Below are 19,038 nucleotides of genomic sequence, written 5' to 3'. Positions count from 1 at the left end.
GCACGCTAGCGCCGGAAACCTCCGCCGGGCGCGAAGTTCGCGCCCGGCGGACGGACTCCGGCATTCGAAGCGTCAGGCGTTGCCGTCGAAGAGCGACGTCACCGAGCCGTCCTCGAAGACCTGCTGGATGGCCTCCGCCAGCATCGGGGCGATCGACAGCACCGTCAGCCGCTCGAACCGCTTCTCCTCCGGGATCGGCAGCGAGTTCGTCACGATGATCTCGCGCGCCTTGCACTGCGAGAGCCGCTCGGTCGCCGGGTCCGACAGGATGCCGTGCGTGGTCGCGATGACGACGTCGGCCGCGCCCTCGTCGATCAGGGCCTCGGTGGCCTTCACGATCGTGCCGCCGGTGTCGATCATGTCGTCGATCAGCACGCAGAGCTTGCCCTCGACCTTGCCGACCACGCGGTTGGCGACGGCCTGGTTCGGCTTGTCCGGGTCGCGCGTCTTGTGGATGAACGCGATCGGCCGGTCGCCCAGCGTCTGCGCCCACTTCTCGGCCAGCCGCACGCGGCCCGAGTCCGGCGAGACGACCGTGATGTCGGCGTCGCCGTAGGTCTTCTTGATGTGCTCGGCCAGCACGGTCTGCGCCATCAGGTGGTCGACCGGGCCGTCGAAGAAGCCCTGGATCTGCGCGGTGTGCAGGTCGACGGTCATGATCCGGTCGGCGCCCGCGGTCTTGAACAGGTCCGCGATCAGCCGCGCCGAGATCGGCTCGCGGCCCTTGTGCTTCTTGTCCTGGCGCGCGTACGGGTAGAACGGCATCACCACGGTGATCCGCTTCGCGCTCGCCCGCTTGAGCGCGTCCACCATGATCAGCTGCTCCATCACGTACTCGTTGATGGGCGTGGTGTGCGCCTGGATGACGAAGGCGTCGGTGCCGCGGACGGACTCTTCGAACCGGACGAACAGCTCGCCGTTGGCGAACGTGTGCGCCGTCTGCGGGGTGATCGTCACGTTGAGGTGCTGGGCCACCTCTTCGGCGAGCTCCTTGTGCGCGCGTCCGGAGAAGAGCATCAGGTTCTTCTTCGGCGTGCCTTGCTTCGGACTCATGCTGGCGACTCCCCGTCGGTTCCTGCTGCTGAATCGGCGTCGAGGGCGGCCTGGGCCGCCTCCGCCGCGGGCGTACCCGGCCTGCGCCGGATCGCCCAGCCTTCGATGTTGCGCTGCGGCGGCGCCGACACCGCGAGTGTGCCCGGCGGGACGTCTTCGCGGATCACGGCACCTGCCCCACTGTAAGCGCCGTCACCGATGTGCACCGGGGCGACGAAGGTGTTGTCCGCGCCCAACCGGACATACGACCCGATAACGGTCCGGTGCTTGTTCACGCCGTCGTAGTTCACGAAGACGCTGGAACAGCCGATGTTGCTGTGCTCACCGATCGTGGCGTCACCCACGTAGGTCAGGTGGGGCACCTTCGTGCCCGCGCCGATCTCCGCCGCCTTCGTCTCGACGAACGCGCCCAGCTTCGCCTTGACGCCCAGCTTCGTGCCCGGCCGCAGGTAGGTGAACGGACCGACGTTGACGCCGTCGCCGAGCTCCGAGTCCGAGCCGTGCACCCGGACCACCGACGCGCCCGCGCCGATCGTGACGTCCGTGAGCGTGCTGTCCGGCCCGACCGTGCTGCCCTCGCCGACCGACGTCGAGCCCTTGAGCTGCACGCCGGGCTGGATGACGACGTCGCGGGAGAGCGTCACGCCGGCGTCGATCCAGGTCGTGGCCGGGTCGACGACGGTGACGCCCTCGCGCTGCCAGCGCTGCACGATCCGGCGGTTGAGCTCGGCGCCCAGCGCCGAGAGCTGCACCCGGTCGTTGACGCCCTCGGTCAGCCACGGGTCGTCGACGACCAGCGCGCCGACGTGCAGCCCGTCGCCGTTCGCGATGCCCAGCACGTCGGTGAGGTAGAGCTCGCCCTGCGCGTTGTCGGTCGAGAGGCGCGAAAGCCCGTCGCGCAGCACGGCGGCGTCGAAGGCGTAGACGCCCGAGTTGATCTCGGTGATCTCCGCCTGCTCCGGGGTGGCGTCCTTGTGCTCGACGATGCCGGTGACCTTGCCCGCCGCGTCGCGCACGATCCGGCCGTAGCCGCTCGGGTCGGCGACCACCGAGGTGAGCACGGTGACGGCGTTCTTCGCCTCGGTGTGCTCGTCGAGCAGCGCGCCGAGGGTGGCGGTGTCGAGCAGCGGGACGTCGCCGTAGCTGACGAGCACGGTGCCGGTGAGGTCGGCGGGCAGGGTCGCGAGCGCGCAGGACACGGCGTGGCCGGTGCCCTTCTGCTGGTCCTGCACCGCGGTGCCGACGCTGCGGCCGAGGGCGGTCGCGACCGCGCTCAGGTGTCCGCCGACCTGCTCGCGGCCATGCCCGACGACCACGACGAGGTGCTCGGGGTTCAGCCCGGCGGCGGCCCGGACGGCGTGCTCGACCAGGGGCCGCCCGGCGATCGGGTGCAGCACCTTGGGCGTCGCGGAACGCATGCGGGTGCCTTCACCCGCGGCCAGGATCAACGTGCTCAGCGGGCCGGTCAACGGCGCTCCCAACGGTTACCAAAAGATGGCTTCTGTCGGGCACCGATCCTAACCGTGCTCTTCGGCGTCCCACGCGGGGTCGGTGGGAGGCGCCTCGCTCGCCCATGCGGCTGCCGGGTCGGCGGCCATCGAGTTCGCCGACGCCACCTGGTTGCCGCCGCCGCGTTTCGCCTGGTACATGGCCGCGTCCGCGCGGGCGAGGACCTGTTCGCCGCGCTCCTGCGGCCGCAACGAGACGAGCCCGATCGACAGCGTGACGCCGTGCGAGAGGTGGTGCGGCAGGTTCGCGACGGACTTCACCGCGCGCCCGAGCGCCATCTTCGCCGCGGACGCCGGCGTGCCCGGGAGCAGGACGATGAACTCGTCGCCGCCGTAGCGCGCCACGAGGTCGTCGCCGCGCAGTGCGTCACGAAGGGTGCTCGCGACGACACGCAGCACGTTGTCGCCTTCGGCGTGCGACTGCTTGTCGTTGACGCCCTTGAAGCCGTCCAGGTCGACCAGCGCGACCGCCAGCGGCTGCGCGTCGGCCGAGGAAGCGAGCTGACGCAGCTTCTCGTCCAGCGCGCGCCGGTTCGGCAGGCCGGTGAGCGGGTCCTGCAGTGCCTGCTGGGTGATTGCGCCGTGCTCGGCCGACAGCCGTTCGTGCTCGCGGCGGGCGTTCAGGGTGGCGATCTGCGACTCGCGCAGGCTCCACATCTCCGATTCGAGGCGCCGCGCGTAGTCGATCAGCGACTCGCTCGCGCCGGACGCGTAGTCCGGGCTCGTGTCGAGCCGAGCCAGCTCGCGGGCGATGTTCAGCCGCATCGACGGCTGGGAGGTGTCGTCCGAGATGGACTGGCGGGTCTCCCGCAGCACCGACAGGGCCTCCTCGCGGCGGCCCTCCTTGTCCAGGCAGCGGGCCAGCGCGATCGCGACGATCTCGCGGTCGTGCCCGAACGCGCGCTCGGTGTAGAGCTTCTTCAGCCGCTCGATGTGCTCGGCGCCCGGCTGGTTCAGCGCCGGCGCCGCGGCCAGCACGCCGACCTGGTCGATCGCCGCGACGTTCGCCTTGCGCGGGAACAGCGACTCGGCGAACGGGCCTTCGGCGGCCGCCCCCATCGACGCCGCGGTGCGGAACTTCTCGGCGCTCTCGTCGTACTCGTCGATGCGCTCCAGCCGCAGGCCCCAGCCCAGCAGCATCTTGATCCGGTTGATCAGCTGCAGGGCGATGTCGTGCGGGCTCGCGCTCTCGCGGATCGCCGCCGCGGCCCGGCCGATCACCTCCTCGGCCGCTTCGTAGACGCCGAGCTGGTTGAGCACCAGCCAGCAGTCGATCAGCGTCGAAGAGAGCAGCCGGTTCCAGGCGCGCAGGCCGACCTGCCGGTCCGGGATGGCGGAGTCGTCCAGGATGGCCAGCGCCCGGGCGATCTCGGTGAGCGCGGCATCCTCCTGCGCGGCGGCCACCAGCCGGCGCCCGCGCAGCGCGTGCGCGTCGGCGCGCAGCAGGGCGATGCCGTGGCGCCGGGTGTGCGCGAGCATCTCGTCGAGCCGGGGCTCGGCCTCCGCGGCCAGGCCCTTGGTGGCCAGGCGGGCGAGGGCGGACGAGCGCAGCAGCTGGGCCACGAGCAGGGGCTCGCCGCGCCGCTGGGTCTCGTCGAGCAGCTCGTCCATCATCGCGACGATCTCGAGCTGCTGGGTGTATTCGTGCCGCTGGACGGCGGCACCCAGCTCGCGCGCGCGTCCGACGAGCCAGGCGTCGGACATCTCGGCCAGCGCGGGCCGCCTGGCCGTGACCGGGTCGGTCGCCTCTTCGGTCAGCGCCAACCTCCCGTGTCGTGGGTGTCCGGTCCTTCTGCTGCTCCGCCGCCAGGATTCGAACCTGAACTGTCAGAACCAAAATCTGAAGTGCTGCCGATTACACTACGGCGGATCGATCCTGGTCAGGATAGCGACGATCGGGTGTCGTCCGCGCGGGGGATGCGTTACGCGCCCGTCTGCCGGGTACCCCGGTTCCGAACGACCGGTGTGAGTTCGGGCTCTCCCCAGCCGCCCGAACCTCCTGTACCGTAACTTACGGCATCGTAGGTTAGGGCGCCCTTGGCAGAAGGCGTGCCCGTGTAGGAAGAAGTGAAGCGTATGACGGCCACGCTCGACCGTTCTCAGCCCACCGGAGAACCTACGGCCCCCAAGGGCCCCAAACCAGTCACCGAAGGCACGCGAGGCATGGGCGTGCAGCTGTCGGTCTACTTCGGCGTGATCGCCCCGCTGGTGGCCCTGCTGGTCGCGGTGCCGTTCGCCTGGGGCTGGGGACTGAGCTGGGTCGACGTCGGCATCTTCGTGGCCTTCTACGCGATCAGCGGGCTCGGCATCACGGTGTCGTACCACCGCTACTTCACGCACGGTTCGTTCAAGGCCAAGCAGTGGCTGCGCGTGTTCATGGCCATCGCGGGCAGCATCGCCCTGCAGGGCCCGGTGATCACCTGGGTCGCCGACCACCGCCGTCACCACGCGTTCTCCGACCGCGACGGCGACCCGCACTCGCCGTGGGCGTTCGGCACCTCGCCGTGGGCCATCGCCAAGGGCTTCTGGCACGCGCACATGGGCTGGCTGTTCGAGCGCGACCAGACCAACGCCGAGCGCTTCGCGCCGGACCTGGTGAAGGACCCGGCGATCAAGAAGGTCGACGACCTGTTCTGGCTGTGGGCCCTGGTCAGCCTGCTGCTGCCGGCGCTGCTCGGCGGCCTGATTTCGTGGTCGCTGTGGGGCGCGGTGACGGCGTTCTTCTGGGCCGGGCTGGTCCGCATCTGCGTGCTGCACCACGTGACCTGGTCGGTCAACTCGATCTGCCACATGATCGGCGAGCGCCCGTTCGCCGCCCGCGACAAGTCGGCGAACTTCTGGCCGCTGGCGATCTTCTCGTTCGGCGAGTCGTGGCACAACCTCCACCACGCCGACCCGACGTCCGCGCGGCACGGCGTCAAGCGCGGCCAGATCGACATCTCCGCGCGGCTGATCTGGATCTTCGAGAAGTTCGGCTGGGTGCACGACGTGCGCTGGCCGACGCCGCAGCGCCTGGCCCGTATCGCCACGGAAAAGGGCTAGTCAACTAGGCTGCCCCGATGGCGGGGAGACGACGTTCGAAGCGTGAGCAGCAGGTCACCGGGGCACGTCCGGCCGCCCCGGTGACCCGCGTCCGGATGACCGGCACCGAGCGGCGTCAGCAACTGCTGAACGTCGCACGGGCCCTCTTCGCCGAGAAGGGCTTCGACGGGACGTCGATCGAGGAGATCGCCCACCGCGCCAACGTGTCGAAACCCGTGGTGTACGAGCACTTCGGCGGCAAAGAGGGCATCTACGCGGTGGTCGTCGACCGCGAAACGCAGCTGCTGCTCGAACGGATGGTCTCCACTCTGCACGGCGGCCACCCGCGCGCGATGCTGGAGCAGGCGGCGACGGCGCTGCTGTCCTACGTCGAGGATTCCCACGACGGCTTCCGCATCCTGGTCCGCGACTCCCCGGTGGCGAGCTCCACGGGAACGTTTTCCACGGTGCTGAACGACATCGCGAGCCAGGTGGAGCACATCCTGGCCCAGCAGTTCGCCGCCCGCGGCTACGACGAGAAGCTGGCGGCGCTGTACGCGCAGGCACTGGTGGGAATGGTCGCACTGACCGGCCAGTGGTGGCTGGACGCGCGCAAGCCGAAGCGCGACGAGGTGGCCGCGCACCTGGTCAACCTGGCCTGGAACGGGCTGTCCCACCTGGAGCACAAACCGAAGCTGCGGCTGGGTTGACGCCGCGGCGCCGGCGGCCGTCGCCGCGGGCGATGTTGCTGCACGGGATACGCCCGGGGGCGACGGTCGCCTGCACGCGGGGGCCGGCCCGGGGCGGGAGTTGTACTACAGCGTGGGGTTTTCGCGGGACGCGCCGCTCATCGCAGCTGCCCCGCGTCGCGAAGGTGGTCGAAGATGAGCTGGTCCACCGCGGAAACCCGGCCGCGGTCGGCGTACCCGAGCCAGGCGATCTCGCCGATCTCGCTGCTCGCCTTCAGCGTCCCGCGGTAGCCGGCGGTGTAGCAGGTCATCCGCACCAGCGTGCCCGCGGCGTGACCGTGTGCCTGCGCCTCGAAGGTGCCCGCCGCGGCGATCGAGTCTTCGGTGATCTCGACGTCGAGCTCTTCGCGGATCTCGCGGACCAGCGTTTCGGTGTCGGTTTCGCCCGGCTCGCGCTTGCCGCCGGGCAGGTAGTAGACGTCCTTGCCGCGTGCTGAGGATCCGGCCGTCCACGACGTGGATCCAGGCGATCTTGTCGATCACCGCAGCCGTCCCGCGTCGTGCAGGTGGTTGAAAACCAGCTGCGCCACCAGAGAAACCCGGTCCCGGTCCGCGTAGCCGAGCCAGGCGATCTCCTCGATCTCCGCGCAGGCCCGCGGCTCTCCGCGGAACTGCGCCGAGTAGGCCGTCGTGCGCACGACCGTCCCCGCCGCGTGGCCGTGCGCCTGGCCCTCGAACGTCCCCGCCGGCGTGATGGACCCCGGGACGATCTCGACGCCCAGTTCCTCGCGGATCTCGCGGACCAGTGTTTCAGCGTCGGTTTCGCCCGGCTCGCGCTTGCCGCCGGGCAGGTAGAACCGGTCCTTGCCGCGTGAGCGCGCGGCCAGGACGCGGCCGTCCACGACGTGGAGCCAGGCGATCTTGTCGATCACGCCAGCGCCGCCACGGCCTCGTCCGTCGTCACGACCGTGCCCAGCCGCGGGAAGATCTTCGTGATCGCGTTCTCGTGCGAGATTTCGGCCAGTGCGGTCATCGCGTCGGACACCGCGACCGTGTCGTAGCCGTGGTCCGAAGCCGCGCGCAGGGTCGACTCGACGCCGAACTCCGTCGCGATGCCGCCGAACACCACCGTGCGGACCCCCGCTCCGCGCAGGTACTCGTCGAGGTCCGTGCCGGCGAATCCGCCGATCGTGTACTTCGTGACGACCTTGTCGTCGCCGGTCTCGAAGACCACCTCGTTGCCCGGCGGGTTGTCCGGCCGCGAGACCCGCACGACCACCACCGGTGCGCCGGCAGCGTGGAACGCCGCCCGCAGGCGCAGGGCGTTCGCGACGACTTCTTCGCCGGTGTACGGCGTGGTCGGCAACGCCACGATCCGCGCCTGCAGGTCGATCAGCACGAGCGCGGAGGTGGCCGGGTCGATCTTGCTCATCCCCCGATCCTAGGCACTAGGCTCGGGGAGCATGGGGAACAACAGGGAAATCCTGGTGACGGGCGGCGGCACCGGCATCGGCTACGCCGTGGCGGCGGCGTTCGCCGAAGCGGGCGAGCGCGTCACGATCACCGGGCGCCGTGAGCAAGTGCTGACCGAAGCTGCGACGCTGACGGGCGCGCGGCCCGTCGTGTTCGACGCCGCCGACCCGGTGGCCGTCGAGGCCGCACTGGCGGAGTTGCCGGACCGCATCGACGTGCTCGTCAACAACGCCGGTGGCAACACGGACTTCCTCGACGGCGGCGCCGAGGAGGGGCTGGCCGGCTTCGCGGCCGCGTTCGAGCGGAACCTCCGGTCCAATGTGGTCAGTGCCGCGCTGGTGACGCACGCGCTGCGCGACCGGTTCGCCGACGGGGCGCGGATCATCACCATCGGCTCGATCGCGGCGCACACCGGCGCCGGGTCCTACGGTGCCGCGAAGGCCGCCGTCGAAGCGTGGAACGTCAGTGTGGCCAGGGAGTTCGGGCCGCGCGGGATCACCGCGAACGTCGTCGCGCCGGGGCTGATCGGGGACACCGAATTCTTCCACGGGCAGCTGAGCGACCGCCGTCGCGAGTGGCTGATCGGCAACACGATGAACAAGCGGCCCGGCACGCCGGAAGACGTCGTCGCCGTGGTGACGTTCTTGGCGAGCCCCGCCGCCGGGCACGTCACCGGGCAGGTGGTGCACGTCAACGGCGGGGCTCACCTGGGCAAATAGCACCCTCCGGGTACACGCTGGATGCCGGTCTCCGGGCGCCAGGTCGGCGATGGCGCCCGGAGACCGGCGCGGTGCTGCCGCGGGAACGCTTTCTTCGGACCGCGTCCAACACGCGTCGGGGGCGGGCGAAAAACTCCTGGTTCACACCATGTTCCGCGATCCGCCACCCGCGCGGAAGTGTCCACGGCACCTCCGCGGCCGTGCTTTTCTCATGGTCAGGCGGGCGTGACCTTCAGCAGCTTGTCGTCCGTCCCGTCCGACGTGGTCACGTACAGCGCGCCGTCCGGGCCGCTGCGGACCGCGCGCAGGCGGCCGAACTTGTCGTCGAACTCCGGCGGCAGCGTGACGTCGAGGACCTTGCCCGCCGGGTCCAGGTGGTACAGCAGCAGTTTCTGCCCCTTGAGCGCCACCACGACGAGCGCGCCGTCGTTCTTGCCCCACTGTGCGCCGGTCAGGAACGCGTCGCCGCTGATCGCCTCGGTGATCTTCCCGGACGTCCACAGTGGACTCACCGCGTCCGGGAACCGCTTGAGGTCGGTCATCGGCACGCTCTCGTCGTAACTGGAGTCGGTGCCGCCCTTCGACGGGTCCCAGCCGTAGTTGGCGCCCGGCTTCAGCAGGTTGACCTCGTCGTCGAACGTCGGCCCGTGCTCGGCGGTGATCACCTGGCCGCTGCCCGGCCGGATCGCCACCCCCTGGACGTTGCGGTGGCCGTAGGTGTAGATCAGCCGTTCGTGTGGATCCGATGAGGTGATGAACGGGTTGTCCGGCAACGGCTTCCCGGTCTTCGCGTCCAGCCGCAGCACCTTGCCGCCGAGGGAGTGGCGGTCCTGCGAGACCGTCGACTTCGCCGTGTCGCCGGTGCCGACCAGCAGCGCACCGTCCGGGGCGAACGTCGGGCGGCAGCCGGAGTGGCGGCCGCTGGGGTTCACCGGCAGCCCGGTCAGCAGGTCCTTGACCTTGGTCGCGCTCGTCCCGTCGTCGGCGAGCCGCCAGGTGACCAGCCGGATGTCGACGGCCTTGCCGCCTTCCTGGTGGTCCTGGCAGGTGATGAACTCGCGGCTGGTGCTGAAGTCGGGGCTGATGACCATGCCGAGCAGGCCGCCTTCGCCCTGCACGAGGACGTCGGAGAAGTCGGCGCGCACCTCGGTGGCCTTGGCGCCGCGGACCAGGGCGAGCTTGCCGGGCCGCTGCGGCACGAGGATGCCGCCGTCCGGCAGGAAGCCGACGTCCCAGCCGTGCTCCAGCCCGGCGGTCACCGTCTCGACCTTGAACTTCCCGCTCGCCGCGGCCGGGGTGGCCGCGGGCGGGACGCTCTGCACGGGCTCGCTCGCCGCCCCCGAGCAGCCCAGGACCAGCAGGGACACCACACCCATGAGACCCAGCGCACGCCGCATACGGCCCATCCTGCCAGCAACCGGTGAAATCGCCGTTCGACGCCGCGCCGGTGAAAGCTCAGGAACCAGGTCGCACCAGCCCGGACTCGTAGGCGAAGACCACCGCGTGCACCCGGTCGCGCAGCCGCAGCTTGCCGAGGATCCGCCCCACGTGCGTCTTCACCGTGGTCTCGCCGATGTACAGCTTCGCCGCGATCTCGCTGTTGGACAGCCCGCGCGCGAGCAGGCCGAGGACGTCTTTCTCGCGTTCGGTCAGTGCCCCGAGCTTCGCGACGTCCACGGGGTCGCGGTCGTCGGCGAGGTACCGGTCGAGCAGCCGCCGGGTGACCGACGGCGAGACCATGGAGTCGCCCCGCAGCACGCCCCGGATCGCGACGAGCATCTCTTCCGACGGCGCGTCCTTCACCAGGAACCCGCTGGCCCCGCCCCGCAAGGCGGCGTAGGCGTACTCGTCGAGGTCGAAGGTCGTGATGATGAGGACGCGCACGTCCGGCAGCTCGGCGCAGATCCGCGCCGTGGCGGTGACGCCGTCGAGCACCGGCATCCGGACGTCCATCAGCACCAGGTCGGGCCGCAGTTCGCGGGCCAGTGCGATGGCCTCCGCGCCGTTGGCCGCTTCGCCCGCGACGACGAGGTCGTCCTGGCTTTCGACGATCATCCGCAGGCCGACGCGGACCAGCTGCTGGTCGTCGCAGAGCAGGATCCGGGTGGTCACGGCCCCACCACCAGGGTCGCGCACACGCGGTACCCGCCGTCCGGAAGCGGGCCGGTCGTCAGCTCGCCGTGGTACATGTCGACGCGCTGGCGCATCCCCGCCAGTCCGCGGCCGGACGAGGGCAGGGCCGGAGCCGGCGGGGCGTGGCCGCCCGTGTTCGTCACCTCGATCCGGACCTCCGGCGGTGCGAAGGCGACGCCGACGCGGCCGGTCGCGTCGGCGGGAGCGTGCTTGATCATGTTGGTCAGTGCCTCCTGGACGATCCGGTACGCCTGCAGCGCGGCACTGGCCGGCAGGGCGCCCGGATCGCCGGTCACGTCGAGCGCGACGTCGCGCCCGGACTGGTCGACGAGCTCGCGCAGTTCGGCGAGCGTCGGCTGGGGACTGCGGGCCGCCTGGCCGGCGTGCAGGACTTCGAGGAGCCGCCGCAGCTCGGCCAGCGCGTCCCGGCCGGTGTGGACGATCGTGTCGAGCGTGCGGTCGACCGCACCGGGATCGCGGTGCTGAGCGAGCTTCGCGCCCTCGGCGTTCAGCACGATCACGCTCATGCTGTGCGCCAGGACGTCGTGCAGCTCGCGCGCGATCCGGGCGCGTTCTTCGGCGACCGCCGCCCGGCCCTGGGCGGCGTCGCGTCTCTCCTCCTCGGCGGTGAGCTCCTCCTGCTTGCGGAAGAACTCCCCGAGCGCCCAGGCCGCGATGTGCAGCGGCAGGATGCCGAGCACGGTGAAGGTCGGGTTGATCGAATCCGGGACGTAGAGGGCGACCCACTGGACGCCGAGCACGACGATCGCCACGGCGATCACCGCGGCGAACCGCCGGTCCCGCCGCTTGACGAGGTTGAACAGCACGACCGCCATCGCCAGTTCGGTGCGGCCGCGGTCGTAGGCCCAGACGTCGTTGAAGTACACCGCCGCCGCCCCGGCGATGGTCAGCACCGCGACCGTGCGCGGGAACCGGCGCCGCACCAGCAGCGGGAGCAGGAACAGCATCGGGAACGCCCGGGTCGTCCACGGCTCTTCGCCGGACCAGCCGGGCGCGAGGAAGACGAACACGCCGTACAGCGGCAAGTCCACTGTCCAGCCGTGCCGGCGCACCCACCTCACGAGTCGTTCCACGGATCCGAACGTACTGCCGGGACCCCGGCCGGGGCGTCCTTCCTTCGGACCGGTCTCGTCCTCCTTCGGGAGGACACGGCCGGTCGGGCCGGCGGATTCGCGGCCACCCCGGCCGTTCTTAGCGTCGGGACCATGTCGATCACCAGGGAATTCCTTCGCCACCCGGTCCTGACGGGCGCGATCGCGCCGAGCTCACCGCGGCTGGCCGAAGAGATGACGGCGGGCCTCGGCCTGGAACGCGCGGCGCGCGTCGCCGAGCTCGGGCCGGGCACCGGCGTGTTCACCGAAGCGGTCCTTACACTCCTTCGCCCCGAAGCGCGTCTGACCGCCATAGAGATCAACCCGCGATTCGCGGCGTCCTTGAGCGAGCGCTTCCCGCAGGTCGACGTCGTCACGGGCTCGGCGGAACACCTGGCCCTCGACGACGTCGACGTCGTCGTCTCCGGTCTGCCGTGGACGGCCATGACGGCGGCCCGGCAGCGGCGCATCCTCGACGCGGTCACCGCGGCGCTGGCCCCGAACGGCCGGTTCACGACGTTCGCGTACGCCCACGCGGCTTGGACCCCGCCCGCACGCCGCTTCGCCGCGTCGCTGCGAAGCCGGTTCGCGGTCGTGGAGCGCACTTCGGTGGTCTGGGGCAACCTGCCGCCCGCGTTCGTCTACCGCGCGGCGCTGCCGGTCGCGGTGGGAAGGGCGCGGCGTGGACAGCCTGCTGCGGCCTCTGCTTGACGCGCCCCCGGCGGTCGTCTACCTGGTCTGCGCCCTGGTGATCACGGCGGAAACCGCGCTGCTGCCGGGAATCGTGCTGCCGACGTTGTCGACCCTGCTGCTGATGGGGTTCCTCGCCGAGCGGGGGACGCTCCACCTCGGGCTCGCTTGGGCGGTGGCCGTCGCCGCGGCCGTCCTCGGCGACCAGCTCGCGTACTTCGAGGGACGCCACTGGGGGCCCCGGCTGCGGAGTTCCCGGCTGGCGCGCCGCATCGGCGAGGACCGCTGGGACCGCGCGGAAGCGGCGGTCGCGCGCCACGGCGTCCCGGCGGTGATCGCGGGCAGGTGCCTGGCGGGCGTCCGGACGCTGGTGCCGCGCGTCGCGGGCTCGGCGGCGATGCCGTACCGCCGGTTCGCGGCGGGCAGCCTGGCCGCGGCGACGCTGTGGGCGAGCGCGGAACTGCTGGTGGGGCACACAACAGCGCTGGTCACCTCGTCGTGAGTGGTAAAGCGCGTTCTAACGCGCCTTACCACTCACGAGCCGTTCCGCGGTCTCGGCGTCCGCGGGCAGGAACGTCTCCAGCTTGAGTTCCGACACCGTCACGTCCGCCGCGGTCGCGAAGGTCGTGATCGCGGTGATCAGGCGCAGCTCTCCGACGGACGTCGACAGCCGGACCGGCACCGCGAACCCCAGGTGCTCCGGGCCCGGCGGCGACGGCGGTGGCAGGTACCCCTCCAGCTCGGCGAGCTGCGCCGCGAGCCGCTCGTCCGGGGTGCGGGCGAGGTCGTTGCGGAGGCGTTCGAGGATGTGCCGCGCCCAGTCGTCGAGGTTGTGCACCCGCGGCGCCATCCCGCGCGGGTGCAGCGCGAGGCGCAGCGTGTCGACCGGTTCGCGCAGCAGTTCGGGTGCGACACCTTCGGTGAGCAGCTTGAACCCGTCGTTCGCGGCGACCAGCACGCCGTACCGGTCGACGACGATCGCCGGGTACGGGCGGTGGCCGTCGAGCAGCCGCCGCAGGCCGTCGAGGACCGGCCGGATCGCCGGGTCGCCGAGTCGCGTTTCGGGGTACGTCGGCGCGTAGCCGGCGGCGTGCAGCAGGCCGTTGCGCTCGCGCAGGGGCAGCTCCAGCGACTCGGCGACGCGCAGGACCATGCCGCGCCCGGGCACCGAACGCCCGCTCTCCATGAAGCTCACGTGCCGCTGCGTCGTACCGGCGCGCAACGCCAGGTCGAGCTGGCTGAGCCGCCGGCGGGTGCGCCAGTCCTTGAGCGCCGTTCCGAAGTCCACGGGTCCATCCTGCTCGGCCGGTCCATTCCCCGCGGGGAATTGAGCGCATACCCGGGTTCGGCGACGCTGCGGCCATGACGAACTACGGCCTGGTCGTCCCGACCTACCAGCCCATCCTCGACGCCGGGCGGACCGCGCCCGAGCTGGTCGGCACCGCCGTCTCCGCCGAGGAGCTCGGCCTCGATTCGGTCTGGGTCGGCGACACCCTCGCGCGGGCGCCGCTGGACGCGCTCACGGTCCTGGCCGCCTTCGCCGCCCGGACCTCCCGGGTGACGCTGGGGACGGCGGCGCTGCTCCCCGCCCTGCGGAACCCCATCCTGACGGCCAACCAGCTGCTTTCCCTGGACCTGCTCAGTTCCGGCCGCCTCACGGTGGCGGTCGGCGCCGGGTTCGCCGGCCGCAGCGAGCCGGAGTTCGCGTTCGCGGACGTCCCGTGGGAGCGCCGCCGAGCCCGCCTGGACGACATCGTGGCCCTGTGGCGCGCGATCTGGAGCGGCGCGTCCTCCTTCCACGGCGCTCTGCTGCACTACGACTCGCTGCCGGTGTTCCCCGCACCGGCCCGCCCGGGCGGCCCACCGGTGTGGCTGGCGGCGTACACACCGGGCGCGCTGGAACGAGCCGGCCGGCTGTACGACGGCTGGCTGCCCTACCCACCGGCCCCGGCGGACTACGGCAAGGGCCTCGCCCGGATCCGGTCGACGGCGGTCCGCCCGGTGACCCCGGCGCTGTTCGCGACGGTCCTGGTGGAGGACGACGCCGACCGCGGACGGGAACTGCTGGAGGAGTACTGCCGGCGCAACTACGGCCGCCCGGCGGCGTTGATCCAGGGGATCCAGATGCAGGTGACCGGGAGCGCCGCGGAGGTGGCGGCGCAGCTGCGCGAGTACGAAGGGGTGGAGCACTTCCTGCTGCGCATCGCGAGCACCGACCCGAAGGTGTTCGACGAGCAGCTGCCGCGGGTGGCGGAGGTGGTGAACCTGCTGCGCCACCAGCCGTGACCGGGCCGGGCAGAGCTCGTCCGGCGGGGCACCGGCCCGGCGGTCGGGCCGAAGAAATGTTCACCCGGCCGGTCGGCCTCCACCAGCGGAACTCCGGCGTCGATACGCCATGACCATCCGTCCCGGCCTGCGCACGGCCGAGCCGTGACCCTGTCCCGCGACCAGCCGTGACCGGAAACTTGTCGGGGGTGGCACGTAGGCTGGGGGCCGTGACCGACGCTCCACTGTCCGGACTCCTCACCGCCATCCTTCCCGACCCGGCCCTGCGCGGCGTGGTCGAGCGGGCCGGCGCGCCGTTGCTCGAGCTGCAGGGCCCGATCGCCGCGCGGCAGCTCGTCGCCGCGGCCCTGGCGGCCGATGACGGTGCCGGCAAGCCCGTGCTCGCCGTCACCGCCACCGGCCGTGAGGCCGACGAGCTGACCGCGTCGCTCGGCGCGCTGCTCGGCCGCGGTGCCGTCGCCGACTTCCCGAGCTGGGAAACCCTGCCGCACGAACGCCTGTCCCCGCGTGCGGACACCGTCGGGCGCCGGCTCGAGGTGCTGCACCGGCTGAAGACCGGTGACGACGGCCTGCGCGTGGTCGTCGCCACCGTCCGCAGCCTGATCCAGCCCATGGCGCCCGGCCTGGGGTCCCTGGCCCCGGTCGACCTCGTCGTCGGCGAGGAACAGAGCTTCGAAGGCCTCCTCGAACGGCTCGTCGAGCTGGCCTACACCCGCGTCGACATGGTCGAGAAGCGCGGGGAGTTCGCCGTCCGCGGCGGCATCCTCGACCTCTTCGGGCCCACCGCGCAGCACCCCGTCCGGGTGGAGTTCTGGGGCGACGAGGTCAGCGAGATCCGCGCGTTCGCCGTCTCCGACCAGCGGTCGCTGCCCGGGGAGATCCCGCGGGTCACCGCGCCGCCGTGCCGTGAGCTGCTGCTCACCCAGCCGGTCAAGGAGAAGGCCGCGGAGCTGGCGAAGACGTACGAAGCCGACGCGCACCTGGCCGAGATGCTCACCAAGCTCGCCGACGGCATCCCGGTCGAGGGCATGGAGGCGCTCATCCCGGTGCTCTGCGAAGGCGAGCTGGAGCTGCTCACCGACGCGATGCCGGTGGGCACCCACGTGCTGCTCACCGACCCGGAGAAGATCCGCGCCCGCGCCGCCGACCTCGTCCGCACCGGCCAGGAGTTCCTCGAAGCGTCCTGGACGACGGCCGCAGCGGGCGGCCAGGCCCCGATCGACCTCGGCGCGTCGGCCTACCGCGGGCTCGACGAGATCGCGTCGCACGCGCAGGACACCAAGCGCGCCTGGTGGACGCTCACCCAGCTGACCAGCGAAGACCCCGACGTCTACCGCGTCTCGGTCGAGGCCGCGCCCGCCTACCGCGGCGAGCTCGAGCGCGCGACGGCAGACCTGCGCGCGCACATCGCGTCGGGCGGCACGGCGGTGCTCGTCGTCGCCGGGCACGGCACCGCGGCTCGCGCGGTCGAGCAGTTCTCGGCCGCCGACGTCCCGGCCTCCTTGGCGGGCGACGGCCTGAAGGGCGCGCCGGCGCCGGGCGTCGTCACGGTCACCTGCGGCGGCCTGACCGACGGCTTCATCTCGCCGGAGCGCGCGCTGGTCGTGCTCACCGAGGCGGACCTGACCGGCCGCGGCTCGGGCGCCGGAACGTCCACAAAGGACCTCACCACCAAGATGCCGTCCCGGCGGCGCAACGCGGTCGACCCGCTGGCGCTCAAGGCCGGCGACTACGTCGTGCACGAGCAGCACGGCATCGGCCGGTTCGTCGAGATGGTCCAGCGGACGGTCGCCGGCGCCACCCGCGAGTACCTGCTGCTGGAGTACGGCTCGTCCAAGCGCGGGCACCCCGGCGACCGGCTGTTCGTGCCGACCGACCAGCTCGACGAGGTGTCCAAGTACGTCGGCGGCGAGCTGCCGACGCTGAACAAGCTCGGCGGATCCGACTGGAAGAACACCAAGGCCAGGGCCAAGAAGGCGGTCAAGGAGATCGCCGCCGAGCTGGTGCAGCTCTACGCCGCGCGCCAAGCCGCGCCCGGGCACGCGTTCGGCCCGGACACGCCGTGGCAGGGCGAGCTGGAGGACGCCTTCCCGTTCACCGAGACCAACGATCAGCTCGCGGCGATCGACGAGGTCAAGGCCGACATGGAACGCGGCGTCCCGATGGACCGCGTCATCTGCGGTGACGTCGGCTACGGCAAGACGGAGATCGCCGTCCGCGCCGCGTTCAAGGCGGTGCAGGACGGCAAGCAGGTCGCGGTGCTGGTGCCGACGACGCTGCTCGCCCAGCAGCACCTGAACACCTTCCACGAGCGCATGCGCTCGTTCCCGGTGACGATCAAGGGCCTGTCCCGGTTCACGAACAAGACCGAGTCGGACATCATCCTGGAACAGCTCGCGAGCGGCGAGGTCGACATCGTCATCGGCACGCACCGGCTGCTGCAGACGGGCATCCGCTACAAGGACCTCGGCCTCGTGATCGTCGACGAGGAGCAGCGCTTCGGCGTCGAGCACAAGGAGCACATCAAGGCGCTGCGCACGCACGTCGACGTGCTCACCATGTCGGCGACGCCGATCCCGCGCACCCTGGAGATGTCGCTGGCCGGCATCCGCGAGATGTCCACGATCCTCACCCCGCCCGAGGACCGGCACCCGATCCTGACCTACGTCGGCGCGTACGACGACAAGCAGGTCGGCGCGGCCATCCGGCGTGAACTGCTGCGCGACGGCCAGGTCTTCTACGTCCACAACCGCGTCTCCTCGATCGAGAAGGCGGCGCGGCACATCCGGGAACTGGTCCCGGAGGCGCGGGTCGTCACCGCGCACGGCCAGATGAACGAGGACAAGCTCGAAAAGATCATCCAGGGCTTCTGGGAGAACGAGTACGACGTCCTGGTCTGCACCACGATCGTCGAGACCGGGCTCGATATCTCCAACGCCAACACCCTGCTGGTCGAGCGCGGTGACCTGCTGGGGCTGGCCCAGCTGCACCAGCTGCGCGGACGCGTCGGGCGAGGCCGCGACCGCGGGTACGCGTACTTCCTGTACCCGCCGGAGGCCCCGCTGACGGAGACCGCGCACGACCGCCTGGCGACGATCGCCCAGAACACCGAGCTCGGCGCGGGCATGGCGGTCGCGATGAAGGACCTGGAGATCCGCGGCGCGGGCAACATCCTGGGCGCGGAGCAGTCGGGCCACATCGCGGGCGTCGGCTTCGACCTGTACGTGCGGTTGGTCGGCGAAGCGGTCGACGCGTTCCGGCGGCACGCGGGCGCGGAGCCGACGGAGGACGAGGAGCTCGCGGAAGTCCGCGTCGACCTCCCGATCGACGCCCACATCCCGCACGACTACGTGCCGGGCGAGCGGCTGCGCCTGGAGGCGTACCGCAAGATCGCGGCGGCACCGGACACCGAGGGCCTGGACGCGGTCCGCGAAGAGCTGATCGACCGGTACGGCCAGCCGCCGGCACCGGTGAACAGGCTGCTGGCGGTGGCGAAGTTCCGGCACACGTGCCGCGAGGCGGGCGTGACGGAGGTGGCGGTCCAGGGCAACACGATCCGGTTCGCGCCGCTGCCGTTGCTGGACTCGCAGATGGTGCGGCTGAAGCGGCTGTACCCGACGGCGATGTATAAGGCGGTGACGAACACGGTTTCGGTCCCGAAGCCGACGGAGGGCCCGGCGGGCGGCCGGATCGGCGCGCCGACGCTGCGGGACGAAGAGCTCCTGAACTGGTGCACAAAGCTGCTCACGCAGCTGACGAAGAAGCCGGCGGCGGTGTAAGGCGGGTGGACGCCCGGCGCCACATCGGGGGATTTTCCGTTGTGGCGCCGTGGTTTCCGGTTGCGGAGTCCTGATCCGGGACACCAAGAACCGTCAAGGCGGCATCCTCACCGCCGCCACCCCGGAGTGGCGCGAGCTCAGCAAACCTCGCTGAACATCGGCGGCATGGCCTCCGCCAACCCCATCCGCACCGACTCGACGGGCACCGGAACCGCCCCTGCCCCCGCCATCGGCAGCGGCCGGGGCTTCCGGGGCATCCGCGACCCCGAGCCCCCGCCCCTTCCCGGGTACACCAGCAACCCGCGCGCCGGGTCCGGGACCGCGTCGAGCGCTGCCGTCACCACCGGCAACGCGCGAAACGCGTCTCGGCGCTCCTCGGTCGCGAACTCGATCTCCAGCACCACGCCCCAGCGGTGCTCGTGCCAAACCCACTGCTCGGCGCCGTTCGTCAGCGCCGCTTCGGTGAGGGCGTCCCCTTGAGCCAGGCGCCACTGCGAAGCCGAATGCTCCCCGTCAAACACCTCGATGGTCAGCCAATGGTCCATAAGTCGACATTACCGCCGTCGCGACCTCAT

18 protein-coding genes and 1 tRNA gene are annotated in these 19,038 nt (G+C 71.4%); 7 read left to right on the top strand and 12 right to left on the bottom strand.

The window, feature by feature from the left end:
* Positions 1 to 72: 72 nt before the first annotated feature.
* From AB0M93_RS35680 to AB0M93_RS35665, 4 genes are all read right to left on the bottom strand, one after another.
* Positions 73 to 1,053, bottom strand: a complete 981-nt coding sequence (locus tag AB0M93_RS35680) for a ribose-phosphate diphosphokinase (RefSeq protein ID WP_364282164.1) — start codon at positions 1,051 to 1,053, stop codon at positions 73 to 75.
* Positions 1,050 to 2,522 carry a bifunctional UDP-N-acetylglucosamine diphosphorylase/glucosamine-1-phosphate N-acetyltransferase GlmU gene (glmU, locus tag AB0M93_RS35675; protein ID WP_364282162.1) on the bottom strand — a complete coding sequence of 491 codons (1,473 nt, stop codon included), beginning with the start codon at positions 2,520 to 2,522 and terminating at the stop codon, positions 1,050 to 1,052. Before glmU ends, AB0M93_RS35680 begins: the two co-directional genes overlap by 4 nt.
* 48 nt (positions 2,523 to 2,570) lie before the next feature.
* On the bottom strand, positions 2,571 to 4,325 hold the full coding sequence (locus AB0M93_RS35670; protein WP_364282159.1) for a GGDEF domain-containing protein: 1,755 nt from the start codon (positions 4,323 to 4,325) through the stop codon (positions 2,571 to 2,573).
* 34 nt (positions 4,326 to 4,359) lie between these two features.
* Positions 4,360 to 4,431 (bottom strand) — tRNA-Gln (locus tag AB0M93_RS35665).
* A gap of 206 nt (positions 4,432 to 4,637) precedes the next feature.
* Here AB0M93_RS35665 and AB0M93_RS35660 point away from each other — a divergent pair.
* Entirely contained in the window at positions 4,638 to 5,603 is a 966-nt protein-coding gene (locus tag AB0M93_RS35660; RefSeq protein WP_364282156.1) for an acyl-CoA desaturase, read from the top strand.
* A gap of 95 nt (positions 5,604 to 5,698) precedes the next feature.
* Positions 5,699 to 6,292 (top strand): TetR/AcrR family transcriptional regulator, encoded by a 594-nt coding sequence (locus tag AB0M93_RS35655; protein WP_364282527.1) that lies wholly within the window; start codon positions 5,699 to 5,701, stop codon positions 6,290 to 6,292.
* 137 nt (positions 6,293 to 6,429) lie between these two features.
* Here AB0M93_RS35655 and AB0M93_RS35650 read toward each other — a convergent pair whose 3' ends face one another.
* From AB0M93_RS35650 to AB0M93_RS35640, 3 genes are all read right to left on the bottom strand, one after another.
* Entirely contained in the window at positions 6,430 to 6,696 is a 267-nt protein-coding gene (locus tag AB0M93_RS35650; protein ID WP_364282524.1) for a hypothetical protein, read from the bottom strand.
* A gap of 114 nt (positions 6,697 to 6,810) precedes the next feature.
* A complete protein-coding gene (locus tag AB0M93_RS35645) occupies positions 6,811 to 7,203 on the bottom strand; it encodes an NUDIX domain-containing protein (protein ID WP_364282153.1) in 393 nt (130 codons plus the stop codon).
* Positions 7,200 to 7,703, bottom strand: a complete 504-nt coding sequence (locus AB0M93_RS35640) for an isochorismatase family protein (protein ID WP_364282150.1) — start codon at positions 7,701 to 7,703, stop codon at positions 7,200 to 7,202. The genes AB0M93_RS35645 and AB0M93_RS35640 overlap by 4 nt, the downstream gene beginning before the upstream one ends.
* Before the next feature lie 31 nt (positions 7,704 to 7,734).
* On the opposite strand from AB0M93_RS35640, the gene AB0M93_RS35635 reads away from it, so the two are divergent.
* A complete protein-coding gene (locus AB0M93_RS35635; protein WP_364282147.1) occupies positions 7,735 to 8,463 on the top strand; it encodes an SDR family oxidoreductase in 729 nt (242 codons plus the stop codon).
* Positions 8,464 to 8,678: 215 nt separating this feature from the next.
* Here the strand turns inward: AB0M93_RS35635 and AB0M93_RS35630 are convergent, their stop codons facing one another.
* Genes AB0M93_RS35630 through AB0M93_RS35620 form a run of 3 tightly spaced genes read right to left on the bottom strand, consistent with a single transcriptional unit; the run spans position 8,679 to position 11,690 of the window.
* Entirely contained in the window at positions 8,679 to 9,860 is a 1,182-nt protein-coding gene (locus AB0M93_RS35630; RefSeq protein ID WP_364282144.1) for a PQQ-dependent sugar dehydrogenase, read from the bottom strand.
* A 58-nt stretch (positions 9,861 to 9,918) separates the two neighbouring features.
* Entirely contained in the window at positions 9,919 to 10,575 is a 657-nt protein-coding gene (locus AB0M93_RS35625) for a response regulator transcription factor (protein WP_364282142.1), read from the bottom strand.
* Entirely contained in the window at positions 10,572 to 11,690 is a 1,119-nt protein-coding gene (locus tag AB0M93_RS35620; RefSeq protein ID WP_364282139.1) for a histidine kinase, read from the bottom strand. Before AB0M93_RS35620 ends, AB0M93_RS35625 begins: the two co-directional genes overlap by 4 nt.
* A gap of 132 nt (positions 11,691 to 11,822) precedes the next feature.
* On the opposite strand from AB0M93_RS35620, the gene AB0M93_RS35615 reads away from it, so the two are divergent.
* Together AB0M93_RS35615 and AB0M93_RS35610 are read left to right on the top strand one after the other, a co-directional pair.
* Complete coding sequence (locus tag AB0M93_RS35615) at positions 11,823 to 12,419, top strand: methyltransferase domain-containing protein (RefSeq protein ID WP_364282137.1); 597 nt, start codon at positions 11,823 to 11,825, stop codon at positions 12,417 to 12,419.
* Positions 12,391 to 12,900 (top strand): DedA family protein, encoded by a 510-nt coding sequence (locus tag AB0M93_RS35610; RefSeq protein ID WP_364282134.1) that lies wholly within the window; start codon positions 12,391 to 12,393, stop codon positions 12,898 to 12,900. The genes AB0M93_RS35615 and AB0M93_RS35610 overlap by 29 nt, the downstream gene beginning before the upstream one ends.
* 15 nt (positions 12,901 to 12,915) lie before the next feature.
* On the opposite strand, the gene AB0M93_RS35605 is transcribed toward AB0M93_RS35610, so the two are convergent.
* Positions 12,916 to 13,686 (bottom strand): helix-turn-helix transcriptional regulator, encoded by a 771-nt coding sequence (locus tag AB0M93_RS35605; protein WP_364282132.1) that lies wholly within the window; start codon positions 13,684 to 13,686, stop codon positions 12,916 to 12,918.
* A 74-nt stretch (positions 13,687 to 13,760) separates the two neighbouring features.
* Between AB0M93_RS35605 and AB0M93_RS35600 the strand changes: the two genes are divergently transcribed.
* Together AB0M93_RS35600 and mfd are read left to right on the top strand one after the other, a co-directional pair.
* Positions 13,761 to 14,684: an LLM class flavin-dependent oxidoreductase gene (locus AB0M93_RS35600; protein WP_364282129.1), complete on the top strand. Its 924-nt coding sequence runs from the start codon at positions 13,761 to 13,763 to the stop codon at positions 14,682 to 14,684.
* 224 nt (positions 14,685 to 14,908) lie between these two features.
* Positions 14,909 to 18,463: a transcription-repair coupling factor gene (mfd, locus tag AB0M93_RS35595; protein ID WP_364282522.1), complete on the top strand. Its 3,555-nt coding sequence runs from the start codon at positions 14,909 to 14,911 to the stop codon at positions 18,461 to 18,463.
* A gap of 137 nt (positions 18,464 to 18,600) precedes the next feature.
* On the opposite strand, the gene AB0M93_RS35590 is transcribed toward mfd, so the two are convergent.
* Positions 18,601 to 19,008 carry a hypothetical protein gene (locus tag AB0M93_RS35590; RefSeq protein WP_364282127.1) on the bottom strand — a complete coding sequence of 136 codons (408 nt, stop codon included), beginning with the start codon at positions 19,006 to 19,008 and terminating at the stop codon, positions 18,601 to 18,603.
* Between the last annotated feature and the right edge of the window lie 30 nt (positions 19,009 to 19,038).

The organism is Amycolatopsis sp. NPDC051102 (genome assembly GCF_040682815.1).
Taxonomy (GTDB): Bacteria; Actinomycetota; Actinomycetes; order Mycobacteriales; family Pseudonocardiaceae; genus Amycolatopsis.
The sequence above is the reverse complement of the archived record's forward strand: the minus strand, read 5'-3'. Positions and strand labels throughout refer to the sequence as shown.